The following is a 22,987-nucleotide window of genomic DNA, read 5'->3' as shown; positions in this document are numbered from 1 at the left end:
CGCGAGGGGCGAAAATCGGTTGGAGCCGATCAGCAAGCCAGAGTTAGTCTGGATCTGTCGGCGTGAGCGACGTGAGGTGATGACCGTGGCAGTTCGCAGCGCACCAGATACCGAACCGGAAGAAACGGCCCGCCGTGGCCACGAGATCTACGAGCGTGGCATCAAGCCGGCCCTTGCCGAAGACCAGCACGGCCGCTACGTGGCCATCGACATCGACAGCGGCTGCTGGACTATCGCCGACACCTTCCTCGGGGCCACCGACGATCTGTACGAGCGGCACCCTGATTCATGTGACGTCTGGATGCTGCGCGTCGGCTATCGGGCTGCGTTCAACCTCGGAGGCCGCCCGCTGCGGAGTTCTGAGTGATCGAAGGCCGCGTCAACGCCCGCCTCGAAGCCACCATTGTCTTCGACGTCAAGGGTCCCCGAGGACGGTCTCGCCTCATCGAGGCCGTCATCGACACCGGCTACAGCGAGTTCCTGACCCTGCCGCCGGCTCATGTGAGCGATTTGGGCCTGCCGCACAAGGCTCGCAGCAAAGTCGTATTGGCGAATGGTGCCGAAGAAGTCTTTGACTTCTACGATGCCGAGCTGGTCTGGGACGGTCAGCTCGTCGCTGTTGCCGTAGGCGCTGCAGAGGTCACGCCCCTTGTGGGCATGTCCTTGCTGGAAGGCCATGAGTTGCGGATCGAGGCTCGCAACGACGGCCGCGTCCTGATCGAGTCGCTCCCCGCATGACCGACCGTGCTGTCGACGCCGCATGATCGACGACCTCCCACCCGGCTGGGTACTGTCCACGCTCGGTGACATCGCCGATGTTCAGTTGGGCCGACAGCGCTCGCCGCAGCATCACAACGGCAGGCAGATGCGCCCGTACCTCCGCGCTGCCAATGTGACGTGGAACGGAGTCTCCTTGGATGATGTGAAGGAGATGAACTTCGACGACAACGACTTCGAGACCTATCGGCTCGAACCGGGGGACATGCTGCTGAACGAGGCTTCTGGCAGCCCGAATGAGGTCGGTAAGCCAGCCATCTGGCGGGGCGAGATTGAAGACTGCTGCTTTCAGAACACCCTGCTGCGGCTGCGTGCGCGCGCTGTCGATGTGGACTACCTCTACTGGTTCTGCTTGTTCTCGGCTCTGACCGGGCGCTTCGGCGAGGCAGGCCGCGGAGTCAACATCCGCCACCTCGGCAAGCAGGGATTGATGCGCTTCCCGATCGCAGTTGCCCCGCGCACGCAGCGGGGGCGAATCGTTGCCGCCATCGAAGAGCACTTCTCCCGCCTCGACGCCGCCAATGCCTCGCTTGATGCCGCGAAGTTGCGCTGCCAAGCACTCCTCAAGTCGATTCTCGTCGGAGCGATCCCGAGCGAACTGCCGCCCTGCTGGCGGATGACGACTGTGGACGAGGCGGGAGAAACTGGTCTCGGACGACAGAGGTCGCCGAAGTACCACAGCGGGCCGAACATGAAGCCGTATCTCCGGGTGGCGAATGTCTTCGAAGATCGCATCGACGCTTCAGACATCATGGAGATGCACTTTGACGCGACCGACTTCGACAAGTATCGACTTGAAGTGGGCGATGTCCTGCTGAATGAGGGTCAGAGTCCAGAGTTCCTTGGCCGTCCCGCGATCTATCGTGGTGATCCTCCGAATATCGCGTTCACCAACAGCCTGATCCGCTTCGTTCCAGGTCCGGACGTGATTTCGGAGTGGGCATTGCTCGTATTCCGTCGACACATGCACTCGGGGCGATTCATGAAGGAATCGCGTATCACGACGAACATTGCCCACCTTGCGCTCGGTCGCTTTCGTACCGTCGAGTTTCCTGTCCCTCCGTTGGAGGTTCAGGGCGCATTGGTGGCGGCGACTCGAGCCGCGCTCGATTCCGTGGACAGAACCTTGGAACAGATTCGTTCAGCAGTCGCGAGAACGGCGGCGCTGCGGCGTTCAGTCCTCGCTTCTGCTTTCGGGGGCCACCTTCTCCCGCAGGGCCCGGACGTCGAGCCGGCCGCGGACCTGACGGGTTGACTCTCAGGTGTGAGGCGCGCCCGATCACGTCGGCAGAGCATGGCCGCTGCCGGGTGCAGCAGCTGTGACGGGGACGGATGTCATACAGGCCAGTCACCGCTGCGACCAGCAGTATGGCTAGATTCGGTCGCTCGCGAGAGCGGCCTATGAACGGAGTGGTCGGACGTGATTCACGGCGAATGGTGGGTCGATAATCGCAAGCGGTATCCGCGCCCGTATATCCCGCCGCGACACACCGCGGCTGGCGCACTGTTCGATGAGGGCTTCACCGGCTGGCGGCTTGAAACCCTCGGTCCATTGCTGCCCGGATCGATTCACGCCATCGCTTCGAATGGCGACGCGGACGGCCCAAGCGAGCCATTGACTGTATGGGGCGCCGACCGTGATGGGTATTTCTACAGTCTGCTCGGTGTCCGCCATTCGCGGACACTGCACCAGTCCCCGAGCGTGCACGGCGGAGTGCAGGTCTGGCCTGTAGGCGCGATCGTCAAGTCACGCGACGCCTCGGTCAAGCCGGACGATCTCGTCGACCAAATCGATGTGTACTTCAGCGACTTGGACGCCTGGGCGTCAGATCCTTCGAAGCTCCACGCAGAGCATGACTGGGAATCTGAGAAGGTGTCGATCTCGTTGGAAACACACTCAGAGGCTGCGCTTGTAGGCGACTCAGAAGTCGAGATCAGGTGGGGCCGAGACATCAGTTCGTCGATCGAGCATGTGTCCGCCAGCCCCGGCGCACTCATCCGAATCGTCGACACGTTGCCAATCCATGCCGTTGCAGACAAATGGTCCCGGCCACTGAGCCATCTGATGTCGTTGTTGATGATGCGAACCAGCGTCGTGGCACGCATAAAAGCACGGCTCGCGGGGAAATCGGCAACGGATCGACCCGCATATCTGGACATACGGTTCCCGCAACCGCTGGACGCCAACAGGCAGTTCAACGCCGAGCCCAGCATCGTCGGGCGTCAGCACGAGATGCTGGTGACCCTGAAGGCACTGAGCAATCAGGGCACCACATGGGACCAGCTGCTGCCGATCTACTTCGCTGCTGTCAACGACGACGGGTTCGAGACGACCCTGTCATTGCTTATCGCTTCGCAGGAGAAAACCGAGGGCTTCAGATTCGACGACTCGCTCCTGTATGCCTTCAACGGAGTCGAGAGCCTCCACCGCACCAGATTCGACGGCAAAGTCATTGAGGAACCGCGGATAGCGACGGTATTGCGGGACCTGAAGCGGCAAGTCCCCCAAGGGTTCGAGGCAGTGATCAACCCGCGACTCGCGACGACCCGACATAAGCGGATGCGTGAGAAGTTCGACGACGTGTTGGGCATCTGCGACGGGACCGCCACGACCCTCCAAACGGCGTGCCCCGATCTGGTATCGGTGCTCAACGAAGCGCGGTTGGCCGTCGCGCACGCGCGAACCGAACAGATGAGCGTGCAGGGACAAGTCGATGCGCTGGTTTCGACACAATGGCTGCTGCGGCATGGATTGCTGCAAGCCCTTGGACTGAGCACCCAGGCGTGTGACCAGATCATCGAGCGTCATCTTGAGTTCAAGAATCATGTCCGAGGGCTGACCCAACGCCACAGTCCGCAGTCGCCCAACGGTCGATCGAACTGATGAGGCGGGGACGGTCGTAGCTAGCCGTGTGCGGATGAGTGCTGAGCGGGCACGCCGCGTTGCATGCGCTGGGTGGCTTTCGCCACACGGCGATCGTTCGCGGATGTGAGCCCTTCGGTGCGACCGTCCAGCAGCGCCGCGAGTACGCGTCCATGCATCTCGGTGAAGCGGGGCGGCACGGCCTCGCCAATCATCGCTCGTACAGCCGTTGTGCCCCAGTCGTTCAGTGCCGCTCCCCATTCGAAATCGTCGGGAATCGTCTGGAGATGGGCGCATTCCAAGGGGCTCAGGACGCGGTTCTCGACTGGATGAATGGTGTTGTCCGAGCCGACGTGTCCGCTTGCCGTGGTGATGGTCGGCGCCGGTGCATCGGGTCGCATTCGGGAATAGCTCGACCGGCGGAAACCTCGGACGAGGCGATAGCTGCCGTCTGTTTCGCAGACCACAGGCCTCAGAAGCGGGTTGCCACAGGTGGCGCACACGGCGTCATCTGCACCGACTGGGGAATCGCAGCGGGCTTCGCACACCGCCGTATCCCAAGCGCGCCCGCCAGAGCTGGGCGGAATCGCAGCAACCATGCGGTACTGATGATTGGAGCCCCACACCGGCACGGTGTGCATCGGCTGCGACGGGTCGCGCGCAGCGTCCTCACTCTTGGCATCAAGTGGCTTCGCGCCCAGTTGTGACAGCGCATCTTCGAGGGATGTCCAGTTTCCGTCCTCAGCCGAGGCGGTCGGCACTGGGTAGGGGACACACTCCGATTGGGCAAGTGAAGCGACGGCCGGCTCATCGCTCCGAATGAATGTCATGAAGGCCCGCACCCGGCGTTGCGGAACGCCGTAGTCGGCCAAGTCGGTCAAGAACGGGTAACACTCGTAGTGCGGATCGAGCAAGTCCCGTAGCAGCACAGCAGCCGAGATCGGCTCGTCGTTCCGAGGATCGAGCACTAGCCGCGAGAGAAAGGCGGCGACGTTCTCGACCACAACGATTCGTGGTCGAAGTCTGTTCGCGACTTGGGCAATTACTTCGACGAGCAAGTTGCGACCGTCACGACTGCCCGCTTCGGCGTCCTCCTCGCGACCTCGGCCGCCGCGTGCCGTGCTCATTCCCTGACACGGCGGGCACGCCGAGAGCAGCGCTGGCCGCTCCGGACCTGCGTCACTACGGAACGACTCAACGACCTCGCGCCATGTGAACCGAAGATCGCCCGGCACCCCGCATGCGTCCGGGTGATTCGCCAGCGCTACTGCCAAGCGGCGCTGCTCGATCTCCGCCATGACCTTGAAGGAGAAGTCTGCCTTCGCGTAACCGACATCCCCGGCTCCGCAATTGGAGAAGAGGCTCACCGCGTTCGGCGTTGCAGATTTCATCTCATGCGCCTTCGCCGTTAGGCGATCCGGGTTCATTGGCAGAGTGCAGCGACGCTTCGCGCGCTTCCAAGAAGTCGGCATTGGATCGTCTCGTCTTCGCCAACAAGTTGAACCAAGTCGAGTGAACCACAGTGCCCTCGTCGATATAGCGCCGGAGCAAGTCGGCTTGCATGTTGTCGGCAAGATCAATTTGGTCAACGATCAAGTGGAATATGCAGCCGCGGGCCCAGTGGCCGGTCAAGGCTTGCTCCTGCTCCCGCATGGAAGCGAAGACCGTGACGTAGTGGTAGAAGCGGGTGAAGTCTTCTCTCTTGAGTCCCGCGTGCGGCCGCTTGATCTCGATGCAATGGAGTTGGCCCGAAGTCTCCATCATGACGAAGTCGGGGCGGCGACGGAAATCCTCCGCAGGCAGCTCCAAGTCGCTTGGCCAACGTTCTTGAATCAGCGTGGCATATCGGTCAGCGAAAGTTCTCAGCGTTTGGTTGTCCGAGATGACTTCCCACTCTGGATTGATCAGCCAGGGCGCGCTGCGCAGGATCTCCTGCAGTCTTGATTCGTCAACCGGTTCCGAACGATCTCGCTCAAGGGCGGCTGCGAGACTCGAAATGGCTTCGATCCGACCCCTTGCTACCTGCGCATATGAGGCGAGTGCGGCAACCTCTGTACGTCGGAATAGCTCTACGAGCCGATCCAGCGCGTCAGAGTTGCCACCCGTCAGCTGTGCGAGATCGGCAAAACTCTCGACGAGCAGGTGATGAGGAGCGACAGACAGTACGAATTGGACGAGACGTTCCAGGTACTCCGCGTCGTTGAGCTTCTCCTCGGACACGGACCTGCCAAGCATCGTGGTGAGCTCGACGGCAGAATCGACGAGTTCGTCGTCGTTGAATTTATTTCGCGCTCTCGATTTGACTCTTGACCTCTCGAGTACGCGCGTGGCCATCGACTGCTCGTGCACCGGAATGGCCGACCGGGCAACTTCCTTCACCAACTGCTGGCCGTACAACTTGAGTGCTTCGCCCTCTTCGGAGTTCCAGAGGATGTCTTGCCGGTCAGTCCTGATGAGGTCGTCGTGGTCGTCGACATCGAGCCAGTCGGCCACTACCTCGCCCACGAGGTACGACCGGATGACGAACTCGCCGCTATAGCCGGAACTCTGTTCGAAGTCCCGGGTCGTGGCAACGATCTTGTTCCTCGCGTAGATGCGGACACCGACGTCTTCGTCGTTCTTGTAGGCACTCTTGGCCTTCGCAACCCAGCCGCTCACCGCCAATTCCCTGTCTCCGCACGGCACGGGGCGATTGTCCAGACGAACTCGTGTTTGCTCGTCAACCTCGATCTCGAATGGTGGCAGGGGTTGTGCCCCGAAGAGACGTTCCCTGAGGTTCAGTACCGCAATCTCGAAGCCAGTCGTGCCGCGGAACACGCGCGCAAGCTGGCGGAGGAACACTTCCGCAGGGGGAACCCGCTTTGGGAGGAACTGCCGCAGTGTCACCTTGGTGCCGCTGGTTTCTCGCCATGTCCGGTCGAATTCACCGGACGTCAGCGGGGCGGCGCCCGGCTCGTCCTTGATGATCTCGTCGTAATCCATGACGAAATGGCTCACCTGGTACTTGCCATCGATGCGTTCGCCGCCCGCCGAGAGAATCTCGATCTGGCGGCAGATGCCGAATGGTGCAAGCTTCCCGATTCCTTTGCGGCCCATCACTGGTCTGTCGAATCGAGGCGATCTCGGCCCGTTCACGGAGCGCGTCCGGCGATCGCTGCCGACATCGAGGAACAAGAGTTGCGCCTCTCCGGGACTCATTCCGTGACCGTCGTCTTCGACCACGATGTCCCACGGTTGACCGTCGATGTCGGCGTTGTCGAGCTGAGTTCCCATCGGCAGGCTCACAGTCACCTGAGTCGCGTCAGCGTCGTAGCTGTTGGCGATCAACTCGGCTACGACTGCGGACGCACGGTCGTAGAGCCTGACACCGAGCTTGTCGATCGTGAGCCGAGAGATGTTGAGCCTGTAGCCCTCATCGCTCTCGTCTGTGCTCATCGGCCGCACTCCCAAATGCCAAGCCTCGGCTCCACGGCTACTGCCGGGTCGAAGCTACTGCCTGGCCCCGCTGTGACCAGTGGAGTTTCGTGTGGGTCGGCAATCTTCGGCGGGTCAGCATCTGGCCGCTCAGGCTCACGCGAGCGAGCGGTACGACATGAGTGAGAGAAGCCTTCATGTCGCCATTTAGTGTGACAGGTTCCGGTGCTGCAGCCGTCGAGCCACGACACGCATGCCCGTCCGCCTGAGGTGCTTGTGCTGTCCACGGGTGTGGCTTTCGCAAACTTGCCTTGTCGGACATGTCGCACACATCGAACTGTATGATATGTGCGACATGTCACTACAGTCGCTCAGTCGGCGGCCCTTGACGGCATCGGCACGTGATCAAGAGTTCTTCATCCCAGGTCCAGAGCTGGATCAGTTACGGGGGGCCGTGCGCTTGGGCTTGAACGTCTACATCGGCGGTGGACCGGGTTCGGGCAAGACCACACTGCTGCGCCGCATCGAGCACGAGTTCGGGGGCACTGCCGTCTTCGTCAGGGCCGAGCCGTCATCTTCGGCGACCGCACTGCTCGAAGAGATTGCCGACGCGATTCGGCATCCGTCCAACGTCTACGCGTCGGAACGGACTTCCGGCACCGAACTTGATGTGCGGCTCCTCGAGGCCACCCTCAGCGTTGCAATTGACAGCTGGGACGATGGGTCGGGACAGCCCTCGGTGGTGCTCGTTGACGGGGCCGTTCACGAACACCTGCAAGTGCTCTTCGGCCGCTACCGAGATGCGCTGTGGGAACTGCCTCTGACGTGGATTGTCGCCAGCAGGCGCGCGAATCCACCTCGCCCGGCCGATGCATTCTTTGACCGTTCCGTCCAACTTGAACCGTGGTCCGAAGGTCGCATTCGGCGTCTCATCGAGACGCGCATGCCTGATTGGCCTGCCGAGTGGTGCGCGGATGTTGGCGCCATCTTGGGGCCGGCAACGCCGACACAAGCGCTCTTGGACCTGCAGTCGCTCGCACTGGGTGGGGACCGGACGGCGCTGATCGCCGCGTTGGCAGACGACCGGTCACGGGTCGCAGAGCTGCCCGATCGGTTGCGCAAGTTCTATTTGGCCCTCTGTCAGGCGGGGCCGACGCATGCCGGGGACGAGTGGCTGCTGGAGGCAGTGGGCGTCACCAGGTCGAGAGTCGTGCACTGGCTCAAGGAACTCGAGGCGCTCGGACTCGTAGAGGCTGAGCGGGATGGTCGACGGATGAACTACACCGCCCGCCGCTTCTCCTACTTGTCGAAGCTGCTCGGAAATCAGGCGGCCGGTCGAGCCGCTTCCGACCAAGATGCGGTCCGCAGTGTGGTCGAAGCATCTCGCGCAGTTGCTGAGGTCGACCCATTCTGAAGGGCGCCAAGCACATGAGCCTGTCCTTGGAAGTGCTCGCCGACGCGTATGCATTCGAGAGCAGTCCGAGGCGCATGGACCTGGGCGTGCTTCACGTTCCGTTCGACGAGTTGACTGACGGCGCCGGGACCGAGACTCGGCTGGATGCGTCGATTCGACGACGCGAGCCCATCGCCCTGATCGGAGCGAGCGGCTGCGGTAAGTCGAGCGTCATTGCCCACGTACTGGGTCCCACGGTGGAAGGGGTGGTGCCGGTGTATGTCCCGGTGGCTGCTGCGCCGGCCCAGACTGCCGACACTGCGGACCACCTGGCCGACCATCTGCTGACGACGTTTTCCCGGCTCGCTGAACCCGTTGCTGGACAAGTCGAGCGGGACTTAGCGCGATCGACCACCACAACGACTCGGGTACGCCGTCGTCGAGCGGGTTTCGCAGGCCGATGGCTCGGTGCCGATGTCGCCGGTGAGGTTCGGCATCAAACGCAGACCGAGCGAAACGCCACGCTCGCCGACAAGACCGACGCTCTGGTCCAAGTGCTCGCGATCGTCGCTGACGGGCACCTTGTGCCCGTGATCGTGTTCGACGACACAGATCGATGGCTCAGCAACGAGAACGCCCAGTTGGTAACCAACTTCTTCGCAGAGGGAGTGCGGTGGCTCCTGGAGTTGCCTGCAGCACTTGTCGTCGCGGTGCATCCCCACTACTTCGAGGTCACATCACATGCCGAGCTGCTGTGCTATCTCGACACGCGCATCAACATTCCCCGATTGGAGTCGGCAACTGCTGTCGATGCAATCCTGCGGAGGCGGATCGACAGGATTGTCGGCGCTCCGAATCCGAACTTGACTGATGTCCTTGCATCAGACGCTTCGGCAGCAGTCCTTGCGGTGTATCGAGAGTCCGGTTCGCTCCGGCGGGCGCTCCAGGTTTGCCACACGGCTCTGCACGACGCTCTCAGCGACGGTGCGGAACAGATCAGCGCTCGACATGTCGTAGCCGCTGCAAGTGCCGGATGAGTCGTGCATCGACGGGTTGCACCAACTGGCACTCCACACCCCAATAACGACAGAAACCGAGGCCAATGCCAGCGAGCCTCGTTTGGGACTACTGCAAAGCTGCCACGAGGCGCTTGCGTCGTTCGTGCCGGACATAGGCGAGGCGCTGGGGGGCGGAAGTTGGCCGCGGCGGGCGTGCCTGCTGTGCAGGCGCTCGGGAGTTCCCGTGTCCACCTCGTCGAGCCACGACATCGCCCGCACACCGGCACTCGGTCCGTCTCCGGTCACCAATCACAGGATGCGCGCCGGTGCCTGAAGCCCCGGTCGCCTCGCCATGTAGTAGGCGTTCTCTCTCGCTGTGGCGACCTCCTCCTAACATGAACCCCACCGAGCCCAGAAGCCCCGATCCCAAAAAAAGACGAAGGCTCGGTTTTTCTTGCGCCGGCGGGTCGGTGAGCGCAGGCCAGACTCAAAGAGCTGAATCCCTTCCAGCGGGCGCACCGCTCACGTCGCCGTTCAGCGCGACTCCACCACGTCGCTGTCTCAACTCTCTCGTCGGGATCGAGTTCCACCCGCGTCGCCATCATCCACCCCGAAACGAATATGCCCCGCCATTCCCGGAGAACCGGGAATGCGGGGAGCAGTGCCCAGACTGTAGCGCAAGCGACCACAAAGTCGTCCGCGACCTGCTCAATCCGACTCTCGGGATGTGTTCGCTCAAGTCGGTGCCGTCGATGGAGACCGCGAAGCAGCGGTCGCTCATGCCGCGGAAACGGCCAGTTCGACAGTCACCATGTCATCGGCGTCAAATGAGAGTTGCCTCGGAGCTTCCGGTTCCTCGATTGAGTCGAGGTCGATGATCTGGTGGTTCGGGTCGGAACTCGAGTATTCGACTCTCGCGGCGTAGCGTGAGCCGATGCCCGCTCAGGATCCGAAGGCGATGGTGCAGAAGCTGTGGGACTTCTGCGACGTGCTTCGCGACGACGGTTTGTCCTACGGCGACTATCTAGAACAGCTCACGTACCTGCTGTTCCTCAAGATGGCCGATGAGCAGTACGTGATGCTCGGAGGCGGCCGGATCGTCCCCGTCGAACACGACTGGCAGTCGCTGCTGAGCCGCTCGGGAGCGGAACTTGAAGCCCACTACAGCGAGTGCCTGTCGGCGTTGGGCACGAGCGAGGACATGCTCGGCGTGGTCTTCCACAAGGCCCGCAACCGCATCCAGACGCCGGCCAAGCTGGAACAGCTCATCAAGGAGTTCATCGACCAGCACGAGTGGATGAGCTACGACGCCGACCTCAAAGGCGACGCGTATGAGGGCCTGATCGAGAAGACCGCCCAGGAGGGTGCCAGGGGAGCGGGCCAGTACTTCACGCCACGGGCGCTCATCAACGCCATCGTCGATGTGATGGCGCCCGAGCCCGACCACCGCATCTGCGACCCCGCCTGCGGCACCGGCGGATTCTTCCTGGGCGCGTACCGGTCGATTGTCGAGCGGTTCCCGCACCTGGAGCCCGACCAGGTCGCTCATCTGCGCTCGGGTGCGTTCAGCGGTTGGGAGATCGCCGACCTGCCAGCCCGTCTGTGCGCCATGAACATGCTGCTGCACGGCATCGAGAGCCCCGAGTCCGACTCACCGATCGTCGTGGACGACGCCTTGCGGGACCCTCCTGGCAAGCCCTTCGACATGGTGCTGACCAACCCGCCGTTCGGCCGGTCGTCGTCGGACAGCTACGAGCGGGAGGATTTCTGGGCGACGACCCGCAACAAGCAGCTCAACTTCGTCCAGCATGTGGTGAGCCTGCTGAAGATCGGTGGGGATGCGGCAGTGGTGGTGCCCGACAACGTGCTGTTCGAGGCGGGCGCCGGCGAGACGATCCGCCGCCGGTTGCTGCACGACTGCGATGTCCACACCCTGCTGCGGCTGCCGACCGGGATCTTCTACGCCCAGGGCGTGAAGGCCAACGTGCTGTTCTTCCGCCGCCGCGAGGGTGCCGCAGAGCCGTGGACCCGAGAGCTGTGGGTGTACGACCTACGCACCAACAAGCACTTCACGCTCAAGCAGAACCCGTTGACTCGGGCCGATCTGGATGACTTCGTTGCCTGCTACCGGCCGGACGCCCGCCACAAGCGCAAGGAGTCCGAGCGCTTCAAGCGCTATGCCTACGACGACCTGATCGCCCGAGACAAAATCAGTCTCGACCTGTTCTGGCTCCGAGACGAGAGTCTCGAGGACGCCGACAACCTGCCGCCTCCAGATGTGCTGGCGACCGAGATCGCCGAGGACCTCGAAGCCGCCCTCGCCGAGATTCAAGCCTTGGCCGAGAGCCTCGCCGCATCGGCCGACGCGACCTCAGCATGAGCGACCGGACCGGGATCGAGTGGACCGAGGCGACGTGGAATCCCACCACCGGGTGTGACCGCACATCGGTGGGCTGCGACAACTGCTACGCGCTCACGCTGGCGAAACGCCTGAAAGCGATGGGCAATCCGCGCTACTAACGCGACGGTGTGCTGTACGACGCGATGCCTGAACCGATGACGATCGCTCGTGAGCACACCGTGCTCAAGGTGGTCTCGCAGCCTGCGCTTTCGGTTCTCTAGCTGAGTGCAGCGCCGAAGAGCGTTCCTTGCTCCATGGGGCTAGCGAGAGACGGGGCGTGGATGTTGGGATCGAATTCGTCATCGTCGAGCAGTAGTTCGAGCCGTTCGATCTCGGTGACTGGTACCGCGCCGCGTCGTTCGAGACCTGCGTTGCCTGGTCCTTCGCCCAGGCCACGCCAGACCGCGACGCGCCCGAATTGGTTGTCGAGCGCCTCGGTAGCGCCTGACCATGTGCCGCCCTTGTCCTTGTCGCTCGCCACTACGAAGGTGATTGCGGACTGCGCATAGATGAGCTTGTTGCGTCCCATTGCGTTGCCGGCACTGAAGCTGGCGTCGGGGCTGTAAGGCGCGCACATGACGGCTCGTCCATCATGGATCGCTGCGCGGACATCGGCGTTGCGGAGTTTGCGTGACAGCGAGTCCACCAGCACACCGACAACTGCGCCTCCCGAATCCAGTGCCGCATTCATTGCGAGCTGATCGACACCTCGAGCCCCGCCCGAAACGAGAGGAACCTTGCGAACTACTGCGCACTTGGCGGCCTCGACGGCAACCTCGGCGCCGGTCGGACTTACGTCGCGGCTGCCCACCACGCCGAGACCTGCGATATCGAGCAGTTCGATCGCACCAGCCGCATAGAGCAAGGGCGGCGCCTTGGGCCCGAGGCGCTCGGGCCAGCGTGTCGGGTAGTGCTGGTCGAACGGGGTGAGCGTTCGGATACCCGACTGCTCTAGCCGCTCCAACTCGAACGCGAGTGCCGTGGCTCGGCCCATCAGACCACCAATGCGTTGGGCGAAATCGCCTATGAAGTCGTGCACCGTTTCCAGATCGTCGGCACTCATTCCGAGCAGACAACTCGGTCCGGTGCCCAAGCGAGCTGACAGCTTCCAGAACTCCGATGCCTTCAGCGGCTGCACTCGGTCAGCACACAGCCGGCTGACGAGAGAGATCGTCGCCAGAGCGTCGTCTCCTCGCCTCACCCTCCCGCCCTCTCGGACGTCTCGGACAAAGCCAACGGGAACACACGACCCGCTCCGGCGGTTCGCAGCTGCGCTCCCACGACCGTCAGCGTCCAACGGGAATCGACCACATCGTCGACCAGGAGCACTGGGCCTTCGGGCACCGGGCCGCTGATATTGAACGCCCCGTCAACGTTGCGGAACTGCTGATGGCTGTTCCGCAACGACTTCTGTGGCTGCGTGTCGCGAACCTGCACGACCGCATCGTGACACGGCAGCCCGAGCGCGTCCGCAAGCCGCGTGGCGAAGTCGGAAACGAGTGTCGGGTAACGGCGCGATGGCACGAACGTGACCCAGGTGAGTGCGGGTTCGGGCTGCCACCTGTCGCTGATGAGTTCCGCGACAGCGTCCACCAAGCGGTCGTCGAATCGGCCATCCGACTGCTTGCCCTTGCGCACCAGGTTGCCCCAGCCGCCGTCACCCCATCGCGAAAGCGCTCGACCGTCTGCAAGTCGAAGCTCGGCCGGGATCGACTTGCCAGCCGCCCACTGCTTACGGGGCCCGATCACCATGGCCTCGCTGCGCAAGAACTCCACTGCCCGCTGCACCTCGGACGGATCGAACGTCAGCGCCATGGTGTCGCCGGTGCAGTTGTCGCACGAGCCGCACGGCTCGCTGACCGGATCGTCGAGATGCTGCCTCAGGAGCTGCATTCGACACTGGTCGGTGTCGATGTATTGGCGCACCTGTTCGAGTTCGGCGCGGCGCAACTCAGTGACTGCCTCAACTTTGGCGTGATCGAAGCTCCAAGGTCGCAGCGACCGTTGCCACCGGCTGCCGACGCGTTCGATGGCGCCATCCACTTCCAGGTTCTTCAGGAGATTCTCGAGACGCTTGTTGCCGACGTTCACCTCCGGGAGCAACTCGTTGAGCCGCATCGGCTCGTGGCGCTCTTCCAGCAGTCCGACGACATGCTCAGCGAGCCGGGGGTTGGGGAACGACGTCTCGATGAAATAGTTCTGAATGTCGGCGTCTTCGGTGCCCCGCAACACGATGCCCCACGACTCCGGCACTCCCCGGCCCGCCCGTCCGACCTGCTGGTAGTAGGCGACCGGCGATCCCGGCGACTGGTAGTGGATCACGAACGACAGGTCTGGCTTGTCGAAGCCCATGCCCAACGCGGAGGTCGCGACAACAGCCTTGACCGAATTCCCGAGCAGTGCCTGTTCGATCTCGGGTCGCCGGGACGATTCGGTCCCACCGCTGTAGGCCACAGCATCGATGCCTTCGCAGACCAGCCAGCCCGCGACTCGTTCGGTGTCTCGAATGGTGGAGCAGTACACGATGCCGGTGCCCGGCAGCTTCGCCAGCGTCGCCGCCAGCCATGTCAGACGCTCCGGTGGCGACAGGATCGTCAGGGCGTGCAATCGCAGACTGTCCCTGCCGAGCGGCCCGCGCACGGTCTCGAACTCGGACCCGAGTTGCGTGATGACATCGGCGACGACCCGGTCGTTGGCGGTTGCGGTGCAGCACAGCACCGGTATCTGTGGTGGCAGCAGATCGAGCACGCGAACGAGCCGTCGGTAGTCCGGCCGGAAGTCGTGGCCCCAGTCGGAGATGCAATGGGCCTCATCGACGACCAGCAGACCGCATCGCGCAGCTATGACCGGAAGCACCTCGCTGCGAAATTCGCGGTTCGCCAGCCGTTCGGGTGAGATCAGCACGACATCGGCTTCGTCGGCTTCGATCTGTGCGATGACCTCTTCCCATTCATCGCGGTTGGAACTGTTGATGGTGACGGCGCGTACGCCGAGACGTTCTGCCGCCTCGATCTGATTGCGCATCAATGCGAGCAGCGGCGATACCAGCAGCGTCGGGCCGGAGCCTGCGCTGCGCATCAGCCGGGTGGCGATGAAGTAGACCGCACTCTTGCCCCAGCCGGTTCGCTGCACCAGAAGTACTCGCGCCTGCTCCGCGACCAGGCCACGGATAACGCCGAGCTGTCCATCGCGGAATTCGGCCTGTGGGTCTCCGGTCAGCTTGCGAAGCAGGCCGAGCGCATCTTCGGTTTCCGGGACGGGGCTCATCAGTAGACGATGTCCAGTGCGTAGCGAAGTGCTTGGTCGAGTTGTGCCCGTTTGAGAGCATCGAGCCGGCCCATTGGTTCGGCATCCAGCCGGGCAATCGGCACGGTGACGATGTTGTCGCAGCTGATGACGCACGTCGCTGGCAGTCCCTCGTTAACGCCGATCTCCACCTCCGAGCGGATGCCGCGCATCGTGCGCGTGACGGGAGCGCAAGTGATTGCTGTCAGCACCGAAGCCGCCGCGTCCCTCGTCAGGACGCACAGGGGTCGTCGCCCGCCGGGCTCCCCGAGATCACCCCAATAGATCTCGTTGCGCGCTACCACGGCGGCGCTGTCTCGGCCGCCAATCGTGCTGCCGCCTCGACGAACGCCGGATCCTGCGGCTGGCGGCGATACGCAGCGATGAGCACTGCATCGGCGTCGGCCAGATCGGTGGCTTCGATCACAGCTCGTGCACCGCGACGAAGTAACGCAGACCTGTTCGTTCCCTCAGCGGTCGCGATCGCCGCAAGTCGTTCGATGAGTTCGTCGTCGAGCTGAACCAGTACTTCACGTCGAGCCATGGTCATATGGTAAGTCATATGGTGATGGAGGCGAACCAGATCTCAGGCTTCGCGGCTCTCAGTTGTTCGCCGGCCGTTGCAAGGTGGCAGGCACGACGGCTAGATGTTCGGCTACTGCGCCGTCGTGGAGGCGGCGATCCCATACCGCGACCACCAGGTCGGCGGTGTCGAGCACCAACGCACTCGCCAGATGGACGGCGTCGGCTCCGCGCAGCCTGTGGCGTTGCGCGAGCTGGCCAGCGGACTGTTCGACGCCCTCGCTGAGCTCGACTGGTTGGACGCTTGCCCAAATCTGTTGCCAGCGCTGCCCGCAGTCCACGACTTCTGACTCGCCGAGGTCGCCCCGCCGGCCAGCCGCGGCGAGCGCAGCACAGACTTCGGCGAACGCCAGCCTGCTGGACACGGCTGCGTCGCATCCGTCCCAGATCGCCTCTGCGATCTCGCTGCCGGGTTCGTCGACGACCAGCTTCACCAAAGCGCTGGCGTCGAAGTACGCGATGGCCACTGCTCAGCGGCGCTGATCGCTCACCAGATCCGACAAGGGCGAACGCGGGCGAGGACGCCGTTGTCCTGTCGCCTTGGGTCGGTCGCCTCGCACGGGTCGCGAGATCACGCCGTGCGCAGTCAGTCGCTCGATGGTCGGAGCCGAGTCGATACCCGAGAGCCTTGCGACAGGAACGCCACGTTCGGTGATGACCACCTCTTCGCCAGAGCGGGCGCAGTCCAGCCAGTGACGCAACCTGGCTCGGAATTCCGTGGCTGCAACGTTCATATTCAGATCGTACCAGCGGAATCGAAATGTACAAAAAGAATTTTCTGAATTGTACATAAGAGGCCGCGCGGATGGGCGACCAGGTGGACGGCGAGGTGTCCGACACGACGCTGCGCAGCCGCCGCGACGAGTGGATCGCCGCCTACCTGCGGCGGTACGCCTCTCGTCGGTGGGCGACACGTACGACGAGCACAACGAGTTCTGCGTCGAGCAACTCGTACACCACCCGGTGATCGCCGACGCGGATCCGGCGCAGACCCCGCAGACCACCCTTGAGAGGGCTGCCAGCAAGCGGCTGCGTGGCGAGCAGGTCGATTGCAGCGACGATGCGCTGGCGTTGCGGGCGAGGAATACCGGCGAGTTCTCGCTCGGCGCTGCGCTTAATCCGAATCGAGTAGTGCACGCTTGGCTTGGTCCCAATCGATCACCGGATCGGACGGGTCGCGCAGGCGCTGCAGTGCGATGTCGAGGTCGTCGAAGTCCTCCAGGTAGCGCTCCAGCGCGTGTCGAACGACTTCGGCACGACTGCGCTTGAGCTGAGCCGCGGCGGAATCCAACGCTGCTACCAGTTCGTCAGGTACTCGGGCGGTGATCTGGCTCATGTCCTTCTCCCAAGCAGCAAGGCTGCTTCACGGACTATACAGTCATCGACTTCATCTGACATTCAACCAATGTCGAGGGCGTAGCTCTGCGTCAATCCGGCGCGGTGCCCGACGATCGCTTCGTCGACGTCAACTACACCCAGCTCGTCACCGACCCGCTGGCTGCCCTCGGTCCTGCCCTCGAACAAATGGGCTTGCCGCATCCCGAACAGCCCTCGCAGAGCTCATCGACACGCTGCGTGAAGCCGACGAGCGCTGGATCTCGCCCGAGTGGAACCTGCATACCGCCGACGACGCGGTCGAGGCGCACCGCGCCCTCATGCACTACCTGCAGTGGGGGCTGGTCGGGCTGTTCGAACGCGACCCATCCGCCCCCCGGTTCCAGCGCTTGCTAACGCCGAGTCGAAAACTGCTGGGCGACAACCCCGACACCGTTTACTTCGAGGACATCACGCACGCGGCCACCGATCCCCACTGTGTGCCTGCAATGCAGATCGAAGTCATCGACGGCACGCCCCCGCCCCGACCGTCCGATGCCTCGGTCAGCGCCGGTATCCGGCGGGTCGCCGCCATGGTGCGCGAGCTCACCGTGGACCGCCCGCCGATGATCGACGGCGAACCCCGCTCGCCGAAGCGCTGATGCTTGTCGGCTGAGCCGCATCATGCGCCAGCGTTGATCTGTCAGCGGCAGTGCAGCGACACCGTCTCGCCCTTGTGTGTCCACACCGTGGCGTCGCCGGTCAATCGTCCTGCCATCACCGCCTCCAGATGGGTCGCGAGCAGCGGCAGGCCGGAGATGGTGTTCTGGAAGTTGCCGACGGCCCTCTCCGTCTCGCAGATCACCAGCGCCGGAAGCGGTTGCCCCTGCCACGCACACTTGCGATATGGACCCAGCTTTCGATGCACCTCGGTCAGCGAGACAGCCGTGCGCTCGTATTCGACGCAGTAGGCCCCTGTGCCGAAGGGACCCTCGCTGACCAAGATGACAAAGTCTGGTTTGACCTGCGTGATGTCAGGCAGATTGACCTCGGCACGCCATCCGCCGAAAGCTTCGACCCCTTCGCGTGTGAACTGCACGACAAGCTGATTCATCCCGTCGTTATGCATCGACTCACGCTGTCGATGTCCAGCTTCGAGCAGAGATGCATGACGGCTGTGAATCACCGATGACAACACGCGGCTCAGGTTTGCCGCACGCAGCATGCCCCGCTCAGCGAGATAGAACCGCCCGTCGTCTTCGGCGACAAGCTGAAGATCTGCGAATCGAGCGAGCACCCTGGCGACCACATCGGAAGACTCGCGGGCCAGCTCTGTGATCCATGCCGCACGCATTGCCGGAAATTGTGCGATCGTCGTGAAGATCCGGTACGCGTCCACACCGTCGATTGCTTCTAGGTCGCGGTTGGCAGACCGCCAGCCTCGGTTGACTTCTGCTTGTCCGAGCTGAGGATGTCCGGCTGGGTCCGATACTCGATCCCGAGATGGTCGTATCTCCACGGAGTCACCCCACGCCCCGTCGACGGTGTAGACGACGGTGGGTGCTGTCTCATCGAGAGTGCGGCGAGCCAGATCTGCTGCCCACCCATCAGCGGCGACAATGACCTGTGCCGCCGGCTCGACCGTTTGTTCTGGATCTTCGTAGAAGACCCGGTTTTCGATTCGGAAATAGCGGTCTTGGTCAGCGACGTAGCAATCGAGTCCCCAGAAGCGGTGCTGCTGCTTGCGTCTCAGTATTCGCTCCGTTGCATGCAAGCCCACATAGGTGAAGGTCACCCAGATCGGATCGCCGTAGCGGGCGATCGCATGGTAGAAGCCGCCGTTTCGCAACAGCCGGAAGTCGGTCATGTGCGTCTCGGCATCCGCTGGTACGCCGTCGGAAGGCCAGGCGATGGCACCGCTGCGCATCAGGTCCGGCGCGATCGGGTACAACGCTTCGAGCATCGGCAGACGTCGCAGGCATGTTCGGATGCCACGTGCAGTCGCCGTCCACGGCGGATGCTCATGGAATGCAGCCGGAACGTCACCGCCGACTGCTGTGGGGACGAACGGCGAGAAGAGCGGCTCCTCGAGATGTGGCAGGTGCTCATGATCGGGTATGAGAGGTTCCGCCGGGCCATCGTGTGCATTCGCGGCCGAACCTCGGCCAGCCCGGCCGCGAGCTCGAGCTGCTTCTCGCGGACTGGGATGCTTGTGGTCGGTCGCAAACAGCACTTGGACCGACTGGCTCGTCAAGAACCAGCGATCCTGCGGGCGTTGGCTCATCCCGCGCCGAAATGACGCAACGAGGCCCGCGTTCTGCAATGAGACCAGCTGTCGGCGGAGTTGCGGCGCCGCTGCATCAAGCATCGGTGCCAGATCCTCGGCGCTCGCGAGCGGCATCCGGCCGATGATCCTCAGCAGGCGCTGCTGCCCCTCGTCCGTACCGGTCACGCATTGCCGGAGCGCCCGTGCGTCTCAACAGCACCGAGCCGTGCGGGATGCTGTCGCGATCAGCACGTAGCCACTTGCGTCCGGCGGCGCGGGATCGTCTGAATCGCCGCTTTCGGAAGCTAAGTGTCAGCCGACCGCGAGAAGCCGGTAAACGACGACGAGTTCGTGAGCATCTCGCACGTCTGGAATGAGTGCCTCGTTATGTGCCGCTTGTGGCTCTATGGAGCCATCGCTTGGGGTCTTGACCCACGACCCTGATTCGTCAGCTATTGGGCGGCGTCGTGTTCGCGGTGGACCCAGGAGCTCGCTGACAGTCGGCTGCCGAAGTCGCGGTCGATGACGATGTTACCTCCGACGATGTTCCCGCCCGTTGCGTACAGGGCGCGTATTTGGTAGTTGTGTCGGCGCGGTCCGACCAGCGCGTCGTGGCTCCGGTCGGTGAACCTTGTGGTGCCGGCGATGACGGTGTCGATCAGGTAGGGCTGGCTGTCCGAGAGCAGCTCCACGGTGCCGCCGCCGCGGTGCACATGCCCGAACGAGGTGCGGTAGATCTCAAAGCCTTGAATTTCGCGCCGGTCGATGCATCTGAAGCCGCCGCCGGTCTCTGTCACTTCCCAGGTGTTGTAGCCGCTGGGGTGGGTGACCTTTTTCAAGGTGCGGGTGCCGGGCACCCGTTCGTACTCGGCGCATGCGGCCCCCTGATTCGGGTTTCTCCATGTCAGCGTGATGCCGTCGGAAGTCAACGACGCTGTGACGTCGCGAGGCCAGAAGTGCTTGTAGGTAAACGTCGCCAGGAACGTGGAGGACTCGATCCCGTGGCCAACGCGGCCGAGCGCGTTGGGGTGGCTGGCCGGCAGGCCCGACAGTTCGGAGCGGTCCTGGAACTGGGCCGAGTCGGTGTTCTGGAGCGAGGACCGCGGCACGAGGATTTCGCCCTCGTCCTCATCGGGCGTGGGCACGATCTGCTTGTTGTTCTGCTGGTCGTTCGCGTCCGACTTGACCGACACCGCCGAATCAGTAACACCCTCGGCGCCGACACCGTCACCGCCGTTGTCGTTGTCGGTGGGTGCGCCGGTGTCGGGGTCGCAGCCGGTCTGCGGGTCGGGGGACACGTAGTCGGCGGCGAGGTCGACGCGTGAGTAGTTGCCCCAGCGGCTGAGCTGGTCGCCGCGGCGCGCTTTGACCCGGTAGGTGTATTTGGTGTTGGCCTGGTCCGCGCAGCGGTCAACAAAAGAGGTCTCGGCGCTGGCGGTGTCCTCGGCGACAACATGGAACGTCCCGACCGCGTCCACCCCGGGACGGCGGCGCAGCACCTGATAGCCCGTCACCGAGCCGGCGTCGTCGACAGGCGCGGTCCAGCTCAAAGTGACCGTCCCGTCCACCAGCGACGCGGACAGCCCCTTGGGATGCAGCGAGCTAGCAGACGCCCCCACAGCAGGAGACAAGACTGCTGCTGCGAGCGCCATCGCCACCAGCGCTGCGGGCACAGACCATCTGCGCCTGCGGGGCCCTATTCCGGGGGGGGGGGGGGGTATGGAAACGCAGTGCGTCAGAGGCCACGGGCTTCACTCCAAGACGGCCTTGGGACCCTGGCTCGAAGCGGCTCGTGACCGCACAGCACTGGGGACCCGAACTGATTGCTGCCCACGGAACCCTACACGACTTATCCACAAACACTCAACTACACATGAGTGTCATGCATGTATCCAGAGCACACAAGAAAGGCCCACCTCGTTGACAGCTGTGCGGTGCCTCAGCCGCCGACGAATCCGACCAGCACCTGATTCGCCTCCAAGGCATGCCTCCTCGAAGTGGCATTTGGCGTGGTACGAGAGTTCGTTGCTGTTCGCGTCGACTGGCCACATGAACAGCCGAGGCGCGTACCCATATAGCCCATGCGGCCATATAGCAACGTTTTCGCGTCGCCAGCAACGGTCGAGTAGCTCATACGACCAGATATGATCGGCGGGTGGGCAGATATGTCGATGCCGAAGGGTGGCTGGCTAGCCCGACCGGTTTCGGGCGAAGGGCATATCGCGCCTTCGTACCGCACCCGTTAGCAGGATGGGATCCCAGCCTAGGCGTCGATTCCATGAACGCAGTCACCGCCGCCGACAGGGCGCTCGTTGCGACCGCGGCACTGCCTCATACGACTCTGGGCGGCACGCTTGCAGACTGGATGATGGCTCGCGACGAGAGCATCCGCTCGAGCGTCATGGAGGGCGTCGCGGCCACGGAGCCAGGCCTCGAGTGGGCGCTCTATCTGAGTCGGGCCGGCAGGCCTGTGGACGATGAGAACGATGCGCTCACGCTCGGTGCGGCAAAACAGGTAGCAGCGGCAGTGGAACTCGGGCAGAAGATGCGTGCTGGAAGCATGTCCACGCTGGAGGACATCGTTGATGTTCACGGGTGTCTCTTCGCCGAGACACGCGAACACGACGTCGGAGGGGTCTTTCGCGACGAACCGATATGGATCGGACCTCCTGGGTGCCTTGTGGACGATGCGTCGTTTGTGCCGGCGCCTGCCGAGCATGTGCCCGAGCTCATGAGCGATCTTGTTGATTATCTCAACACCAGCGACCACCCAGCGGTGTTGCGGGCGGCGGTCATTCATGCCCAGTTCGAGACGATCCATCCCTTCGAAGACGGCAACGGCCGAACGGGTCGTGCTCTCGTCCACACCGTCTTGGTCGCTGCTGGCGTGACACGCGCAGCGGTTCCGATCAGCGCTGCGCTGAGCCATGACCGCTCCGGTTACTACGACGCGCTCAACGCGACACGGGTCGTATGCGAATCCCATGACACAGCAGCCCGCAGCTTTGCCATACACGACTGGTTGAGAGTGTTCAGCAACTCATGCGAACAAGCCAACCGGCAAGCGGCATCTGTCACACAGACCGTCGAAGGCATGATCGCCAGATGGCAGCAGGCTGCGACCTTCCGCCGCGACAGCACAGCGGCGATACTCCTAGAGGCGCTCCCGTCGATGCCGGTGCTCGATGCCCGAATGGCCTCCCAGAGGCTGGGCATGACTGAAAGGGCCGCGCGGGCGGCACTGACATCTCTCGATGCAGCGGGCATTGTCAGTCCCACAGGTGGCCGCCGCAATCGGAGATACACAGTCCCCGACATGGTCGGCATGCTGCGACGCATGACCCCGGACGGCGGACTGCCTCATCACCGCGGCACCGCACTGAGCGCGCCGTCGCCGTCGCCGCAGACACCGCCTGCGCACACAGCATGCGGCTACCTCGGCCCGCGCTCCAACAAACGCTGCCGGCTCCCCAAAGGCCACATCGGCCAGCACCGCTATCCACCGCGCTAGAACCAAGAACAGGGCCTCAGCGGTGTCGGCAGTGCCGGTAGCCAGGCCCCCCAACGATGACGTACGCGTCGTCGGCGTGCATGCCGATGCAGGTGTTCTGTCCCCATCCTCGCGTGCTCGCATTAGGATTTGGCGTGAGCGAGGCGAGTGTCAGCATTTCATCGACAGAGGTTCTCAAGGGAA

22 protein-coding genes and 1 pseudogene are annotated in these 22,987 nt (G+C 63.4%); 10 read left to right on the top strand and 13 right to left on the bottom strand.

Translation table 11 applies throughout. The features are described from left to right. Positions 1 to 85: 85 nt before the first annotated feature. From ACOOHB_RS09785 to ACOOHB_RS09770, 4 genes are all read left to right on the top strand, one after another. Positions 86 to 367 (top strand): hypothetical protein, encoded by a 282-nt coding sequence (locus ACOOHB_RS09785; protein ID WP_420444597.1) that lies wholly within the window; start codon positions 86 to 88, stop codon positions 365 to 367. Further along, positions 364 to 738: a clan AA aspartic protease gene (locus ACOOHB_RS09780; protein WP_420444596.1), complete on the top strand. Its 375-nt coding sequence runs from the start codon at positions 364 to 366 to the stop codon at positions 736 to 738. The genes ACOOHB_RS09785 and ACOOHB_RS09780 overlap by 4 nt, the downstream gene beginning before the upstream one ends. Before the next feature lie 22 nt (positions 739 to 760). Then, on the top strand, positions 761 to 2,032 hold the full coding sequence (locus tag ACOOHB_RS09775; RefSeq protein ID WP_420444595.1) for a restriction endonuclease subunit S: 1,272 nt from the start codon (positions 761 to 763) through the stop codon (positions 2,030 to 2,032). A 165-nt stretch (positions 2,033 to 2,197) separates the two neighbouring features. After that, positions 2,198 to 3,661, top strand: coding sequence for a hypothetical protein (locus tag ACOOHB_RS09770; protein WP_420444594.1), 1,464 nt, complete (start codon positions 2,198 to 2,200; stop codon positions 3,659 to 3,661). Between the two features lie 20 nt (positions 3,662 to 3,681). Here the strand turns inward: ACOOHB_RS09770 and ACOOHB_RS09765 are convergent, their stop codons facing one another. Both ACOOHB_RS09765 and ACOOHB_RS09760 read right to left on the bottom strand, forming a co-directional pair. Continuing rightward, the gene (locus ACOOHB_RS09765; protein WP_420444593.1) at positions 3,682 to 5,031 is read right to left on the bottom strand and encodes a DNA cytosine methyltransferase; all 1,350 of its coding nucleotides are present in this window, start codon (positions 5,029 to 5,031) and stop codon (positions 3,682 to 3,684) included. A 1-nt stretch (position 5,032) separates the two neighbouring features. Beyond that, positions 5,033 to 7,075 carry an ATP-binding protein gene (locus ACOOHB_RS09760; RefSeq protein ID WP_420444592.1) on the bottom strand — a complete coding sequence of 681 codons (2,043 nt, stop codon included), beginning with the start codon at positions 7,073 to 7,075 and terminating at the stop codon, positions 5,033 to 5,035. Between the two features lie 433 nt (positions 7,076 to 7,508). Between ACOOHB_RS09760 and ACOOHB_RS09755 the strand changes: the two genes are divergently transcribed. From ACOOHB_RS09755 to ACOOHB_RS09740, 4 genes and pseudogenes are all read left to right on the top strand, one after another. Next, complete coding sequence (locus ACOOHB_RS09755; protein WP_420444591.1) at positions 7,509 to 8,468, top strand: AAA family ATPase; 960 nt, start codon at positions 7,509 to 7,511, stop codon at positions 8,466 to 8,468. A gap of 14 nt (positions 8,469 to 8,482) precedes the next feature. Continuing rightward, positions 8,483 to 9,484: a hypothetical protein gene (locus tag ACOOHB_RS09750; protein ID WP_420444590.1), complete on the top strand. Its 1,002-nt coding sequence runs from the start codon at positions 8,483 to 8,485 to the stop codon at positions 9,482 to 9,484. Positions 9,485 to 10,379: 895 nt separating this feature from the next. Next, positions 10,380 to 11,825 (top strand): N-6 DNA methylase, encoded by a 1,446-nt coding sequence (locus tag ACOOHB_RS09745; RefSeq protein ID WP_420444589.1) that lies wholly within the window; start codon positions 10,380 to 10,382, stop codon positions 11,823 to 11,825. Then, positions 11,822 to 11,962, top strand: a pseudogene (locus ACOOHB_RS09740) (DUF5131 family protein); the annotation flags it as partial. The gene ACOOHB_RS09745 and the pseudogene ACOOHB_RS09740, both read left to right, overlap by 4 nt. 101 nt (positions 11,963 to 12,063) lie before the next feature. Here the strand turns inward: ACOOHB_RS09740 and ACOOHB_RS09735 are convergent. The 9 genes from ACOOHB_RS09735 to ACOOHB_RS09695 all read right to left on the bottom strand — a co-directional run bounded on the left by ACOOHB_RS09735 (position 12,064) and on the right by ACOOHB_RS09695 (position 17,252). Next, complete coding sequence (locus tag ACOOHB_RS09735; protein WP_420444588.1) at positions 12,064 to 13,047, bottom strand: DNA-processing protein DprA; 984 nt, start codon at positions 13,045 to 13,047, stop codon at positions 12,064 to 12,066. Continuing rightward, positions 13,044 to 15,113 (bottom strand): RecQ family ATP-dependent DNA helicase, encoded by a 2,070-nt coding sequence (locus ACOOHB_RS09730; protein WP_420444587.1) that lies wholly within the window; start codon positions 15,111 to 15,113, stop codon positions 13,044 to 13,046. The genes ACOOHB_RS09735 and ACOOHB_RS09730 overlap by 4 nt, the downstream gene beginning before the upstream one ends. Then, the gene (locus ACOOHB_RS09725) at positions 15,113 to 15,436 is read right to left on the bottom strand and encodes a type II toxin-antitoxin system PemK/MazF family toxin (RefSeq protein WP_420444586.1); all 324 of its coding nucleotides are present in this window, start codon (positions 15,434 to 15,436) and stop codon (positions 15,113 to 15,115) included. The genes ACOOHB_RS09730 and ACOOHB_RS09725 overlap by 1 nt, the downstream gene beginning before the upstream one ends. Then, entirely contained in the window at positions 15,430 to 15,675 is a 246-nt protein-coding gene (locus ACOOHB_RS09720; RefSeq protein ID WP_420444585.1) for a ribbon-helix-helix protein, CopG family, read from the bottom strand. Before ACOOHB_RS09720 ends, ACOOHB_RS09725 begins: the two co-directional genes overlap by 7 nt. 58 nt (positions 15,676 to 15,733) lie before the next feature. Further along, complete coding sequence (locus ACOOHB_RS09715; protein WP_420444584.1) at positions 15,734 to 16,180, bottom strand: type II toxin-antitoxin system VapC family toxin; 447 nt, start codon at positions 16,178 to 16,180, stop codon at positions 15,734 to 15,736. Positions 16,181 to 16,183: 3 nt separating this feature from the next. Then, positions 16,184 to 16,447 carry a type II toxin-antitoxin system Phd/YefM family antitoxin gene (locus ACOOHB_RS09710; protein WP_420444583.1) on the bottom strand — a complete coding sequence of 88 codons (264 nt, stop codon included), beginning with the start codon at positions 16,445 to 16,447 and terminating at the stop codon, positions 16,184 to 16,186. 142 nt (positions 16,448 to 16,589) lie between these two features. Further along, positions 16,590 to 16,850, bottom strand: a complete 261-nt coding sequence (locus tag ACOOHB_RS09705) for a type II toxin-antitoxin system RelE family toxin (RefSeq protein ID WP_420444582.1) — start codon at positions 16,848 to 16,850, stop codon at positions 16,590 to 16,592. Continuing rightward, positions 16,828 to 17,049, bottom strand: coding sequence for a YlcI/YnfO family protein (locus ACOOHB_RS09700; protein WP_420444581.1), 222 nt, complete (start codon positions 17,047 to 17,049; stop codon positions 16,828 to 16,830). Before ACOOHB_RS09700 ends, ACOOHB_RS09705 begins: the two co-directional genes overlap by 23 nt. Positions 17,050 to 17,111: 62 nt before the next feature. Continuing rightward, a complete protein-coding gene (locus ACOOHB_RS09695) occupies positions 17,112 to 17,252 on the bottom strand; it encodes a hypothetical protein (protein ID WP_420444580.1) in 141 nt (46 codons plus the stop codon). A gap of 116 nt (positions 17,253 to 17,368) precedes the next feature. On the opposite strand from ACOOHB_RS09695, the gene ACOOHB_RS09690 reads away from it, so the two are divergent. Then, complete coding sequence (locus tag ACOOHB_RS09690; protein ID WP_420444579.1) at positions 17,369 to 17,689, top strand: hypothetical protein; 321 nt, start codon at positions 17,369 to 17,371, stop codon at positions 17,687 to 17,689. A 41-nt stretch (positions 17,690 to 17,730) separates the two neighbouring features. Here ACOOHB_RS09690 and ACOOHB_RS09685 read toward each other — a convergent pair whose 3' ends face one another. Further along, positions 17,731 to 19,479 carry a replication-relaxation family protein gene (locus tag ACOOHB_RS09685; protein WP_420444578.1) on the bottom strand — a complete coding sequence of 583 codons (1,749 nt, stop codon included), beginning with the start codon at positions 19,477 to 19,479 and terminating at the stop codon, positions 17,731 to 17,733. 266 nt (positions 19,480 to 19,745) lie between these two features. Further along, positions 19,746 to 20,966 (bottom strand): fibronectin type III domain-containing protein, encoded by a 1,221-nt coding sequence (locus tag ACOOHB_RS09680; protein WP_420444577.1) that lies wholly within the window; start codon positions 20,964 to 20,966, stop codon positions 19,746 to 19,748. Between the two features lie 605 nt (positions 20,967 to 21,571). On the opposite strand from ACOOHB_RS09680, the gene ACOOHB_RS09675 reads away from it, so the two are divergent. Next, the gene (locus tag ACOOHB_RS09675) at positions 21,572 to 22,804 is read left to right on the top strand and encodes a Fic family protein (protein WP_420444576.1); all 1,233 of its coding nucleotides are present in this window, start codon (positions 21,572 to 21,574) and stop codon (positions 22,802 to 22,804) included. The last annotated feature ends 183 nt before the right edge of the window (positions 22,805 to 22,987 follow it).

Origin of the sequence: Candidatus Poriferisodalis sp., assembly GCF_965215815.1 — a bacterium.
Taxonomy (GTDB): Bacteria; Actinomycetota; Acidimicrobiia; order Acidimicrobiales; family Poriferisodalaceae; genus Poriferisodalis.
Note: the sequence above shows the minus strand (reverse complement) of the source record. Positions and strands in the feature narration are given on the sequence as shown.

What these genes read in the sequence shown, in the direction of transcription:
- ACOOHB_RS09675 (WP_420444576.1), top strand. Translation starts at nt 21,572, where the DNA reads ATGAACGCAGTCACCGCCGCCGACAGGGCGCTCGTTGCGACCGCGGCA.
- ACOOHB_RS09775 (WP_420444595.1), top strand. Translation starts at nt 761, where the DNA reads ATGATCGACGACCTCCCACCCGGCTGGGTACTGTCCACGCTCGGTGAC.
- ACOOHB_RS09750 (WP_420444590.1), top strand. Translation starts at nt 8,483, where the DNA reads ATGAGCCTGTCCTTGGAAGTGCTCGCCGACGCGTATGCATTCGAGAGC.
- ACOOHB_RS09700 (WP_420444581.1), bottom strand. Translation starts at nt 17,049, where the DNA reads ATGAGCCAGATCACCGCCCGAGTACCTGACGAACTGGTAGCAGCGTTG.
- ACOOHB_RS09745 (WP_420444589.1), top strand. Translation starts at nt 10,380, where the DNA reads ATGCCCGCTCAGGATCCGAAGGCGATGGTGCAGAAGCTGTGGGACTTC.
- ACOOHB_RS09690 (WP_420444579.1), top strand. Translation starts at nt 17,369, where the DNA reads ATGCACTACCTGCAGTGGGGGCTGGTCGGGCTGTTCGAACGCGACCCA.
- ACOOHB_RS09730 (WP_420444587.1), bottom strand. Translation starts at nt 15,113, where the DNA reads ATGAGCCCCGTCCCGGAAACCGAAGATGCGCTCGGCCTGCTTCGCAAG.
- ACOOHB_RS09720 (WP_420444585.1), bottom strand. Translation starts at nt 15,675, where the DNA reads ATGGCTCGACGTGAAGTACTGGTTCAGCTCGACGACGAACTCATCGAA.
- ACOOHB_RS09710 (WP_420444583.1), bottom strand. Translation starts at nt 16,447, where the DNA reads ATGAACGTTGCAGCCACGGAATTCCGAGCCAGGTTGCGTCACTGGCTG.
- ACOOHB_RS09695 (WP_420444580.1), bottom strand. Translation starts at nt 17,252, where the DNA reads ATGCGGCAAGCCCATTTGTTCGAGGGCAGGACCGAGGGCAGCCAGCGG.
- ACOOHB_RS09765 (WP_420444593.1), bottom strand. Translation starts at nt 5,031, where the DNA reads ATGAAATCTGCAACGCCGAACGCGGTGAGCCTCTTCTCCAATTGCGGA.
- ACOOHB_RS09760 (WP_420444592.1), bottom strand. Translation starts at nt 7,075, where the DNA reads ATGAGCACAGACGAGAGCGATGAGGGCTACAGGCTCAACATCTCTCGG.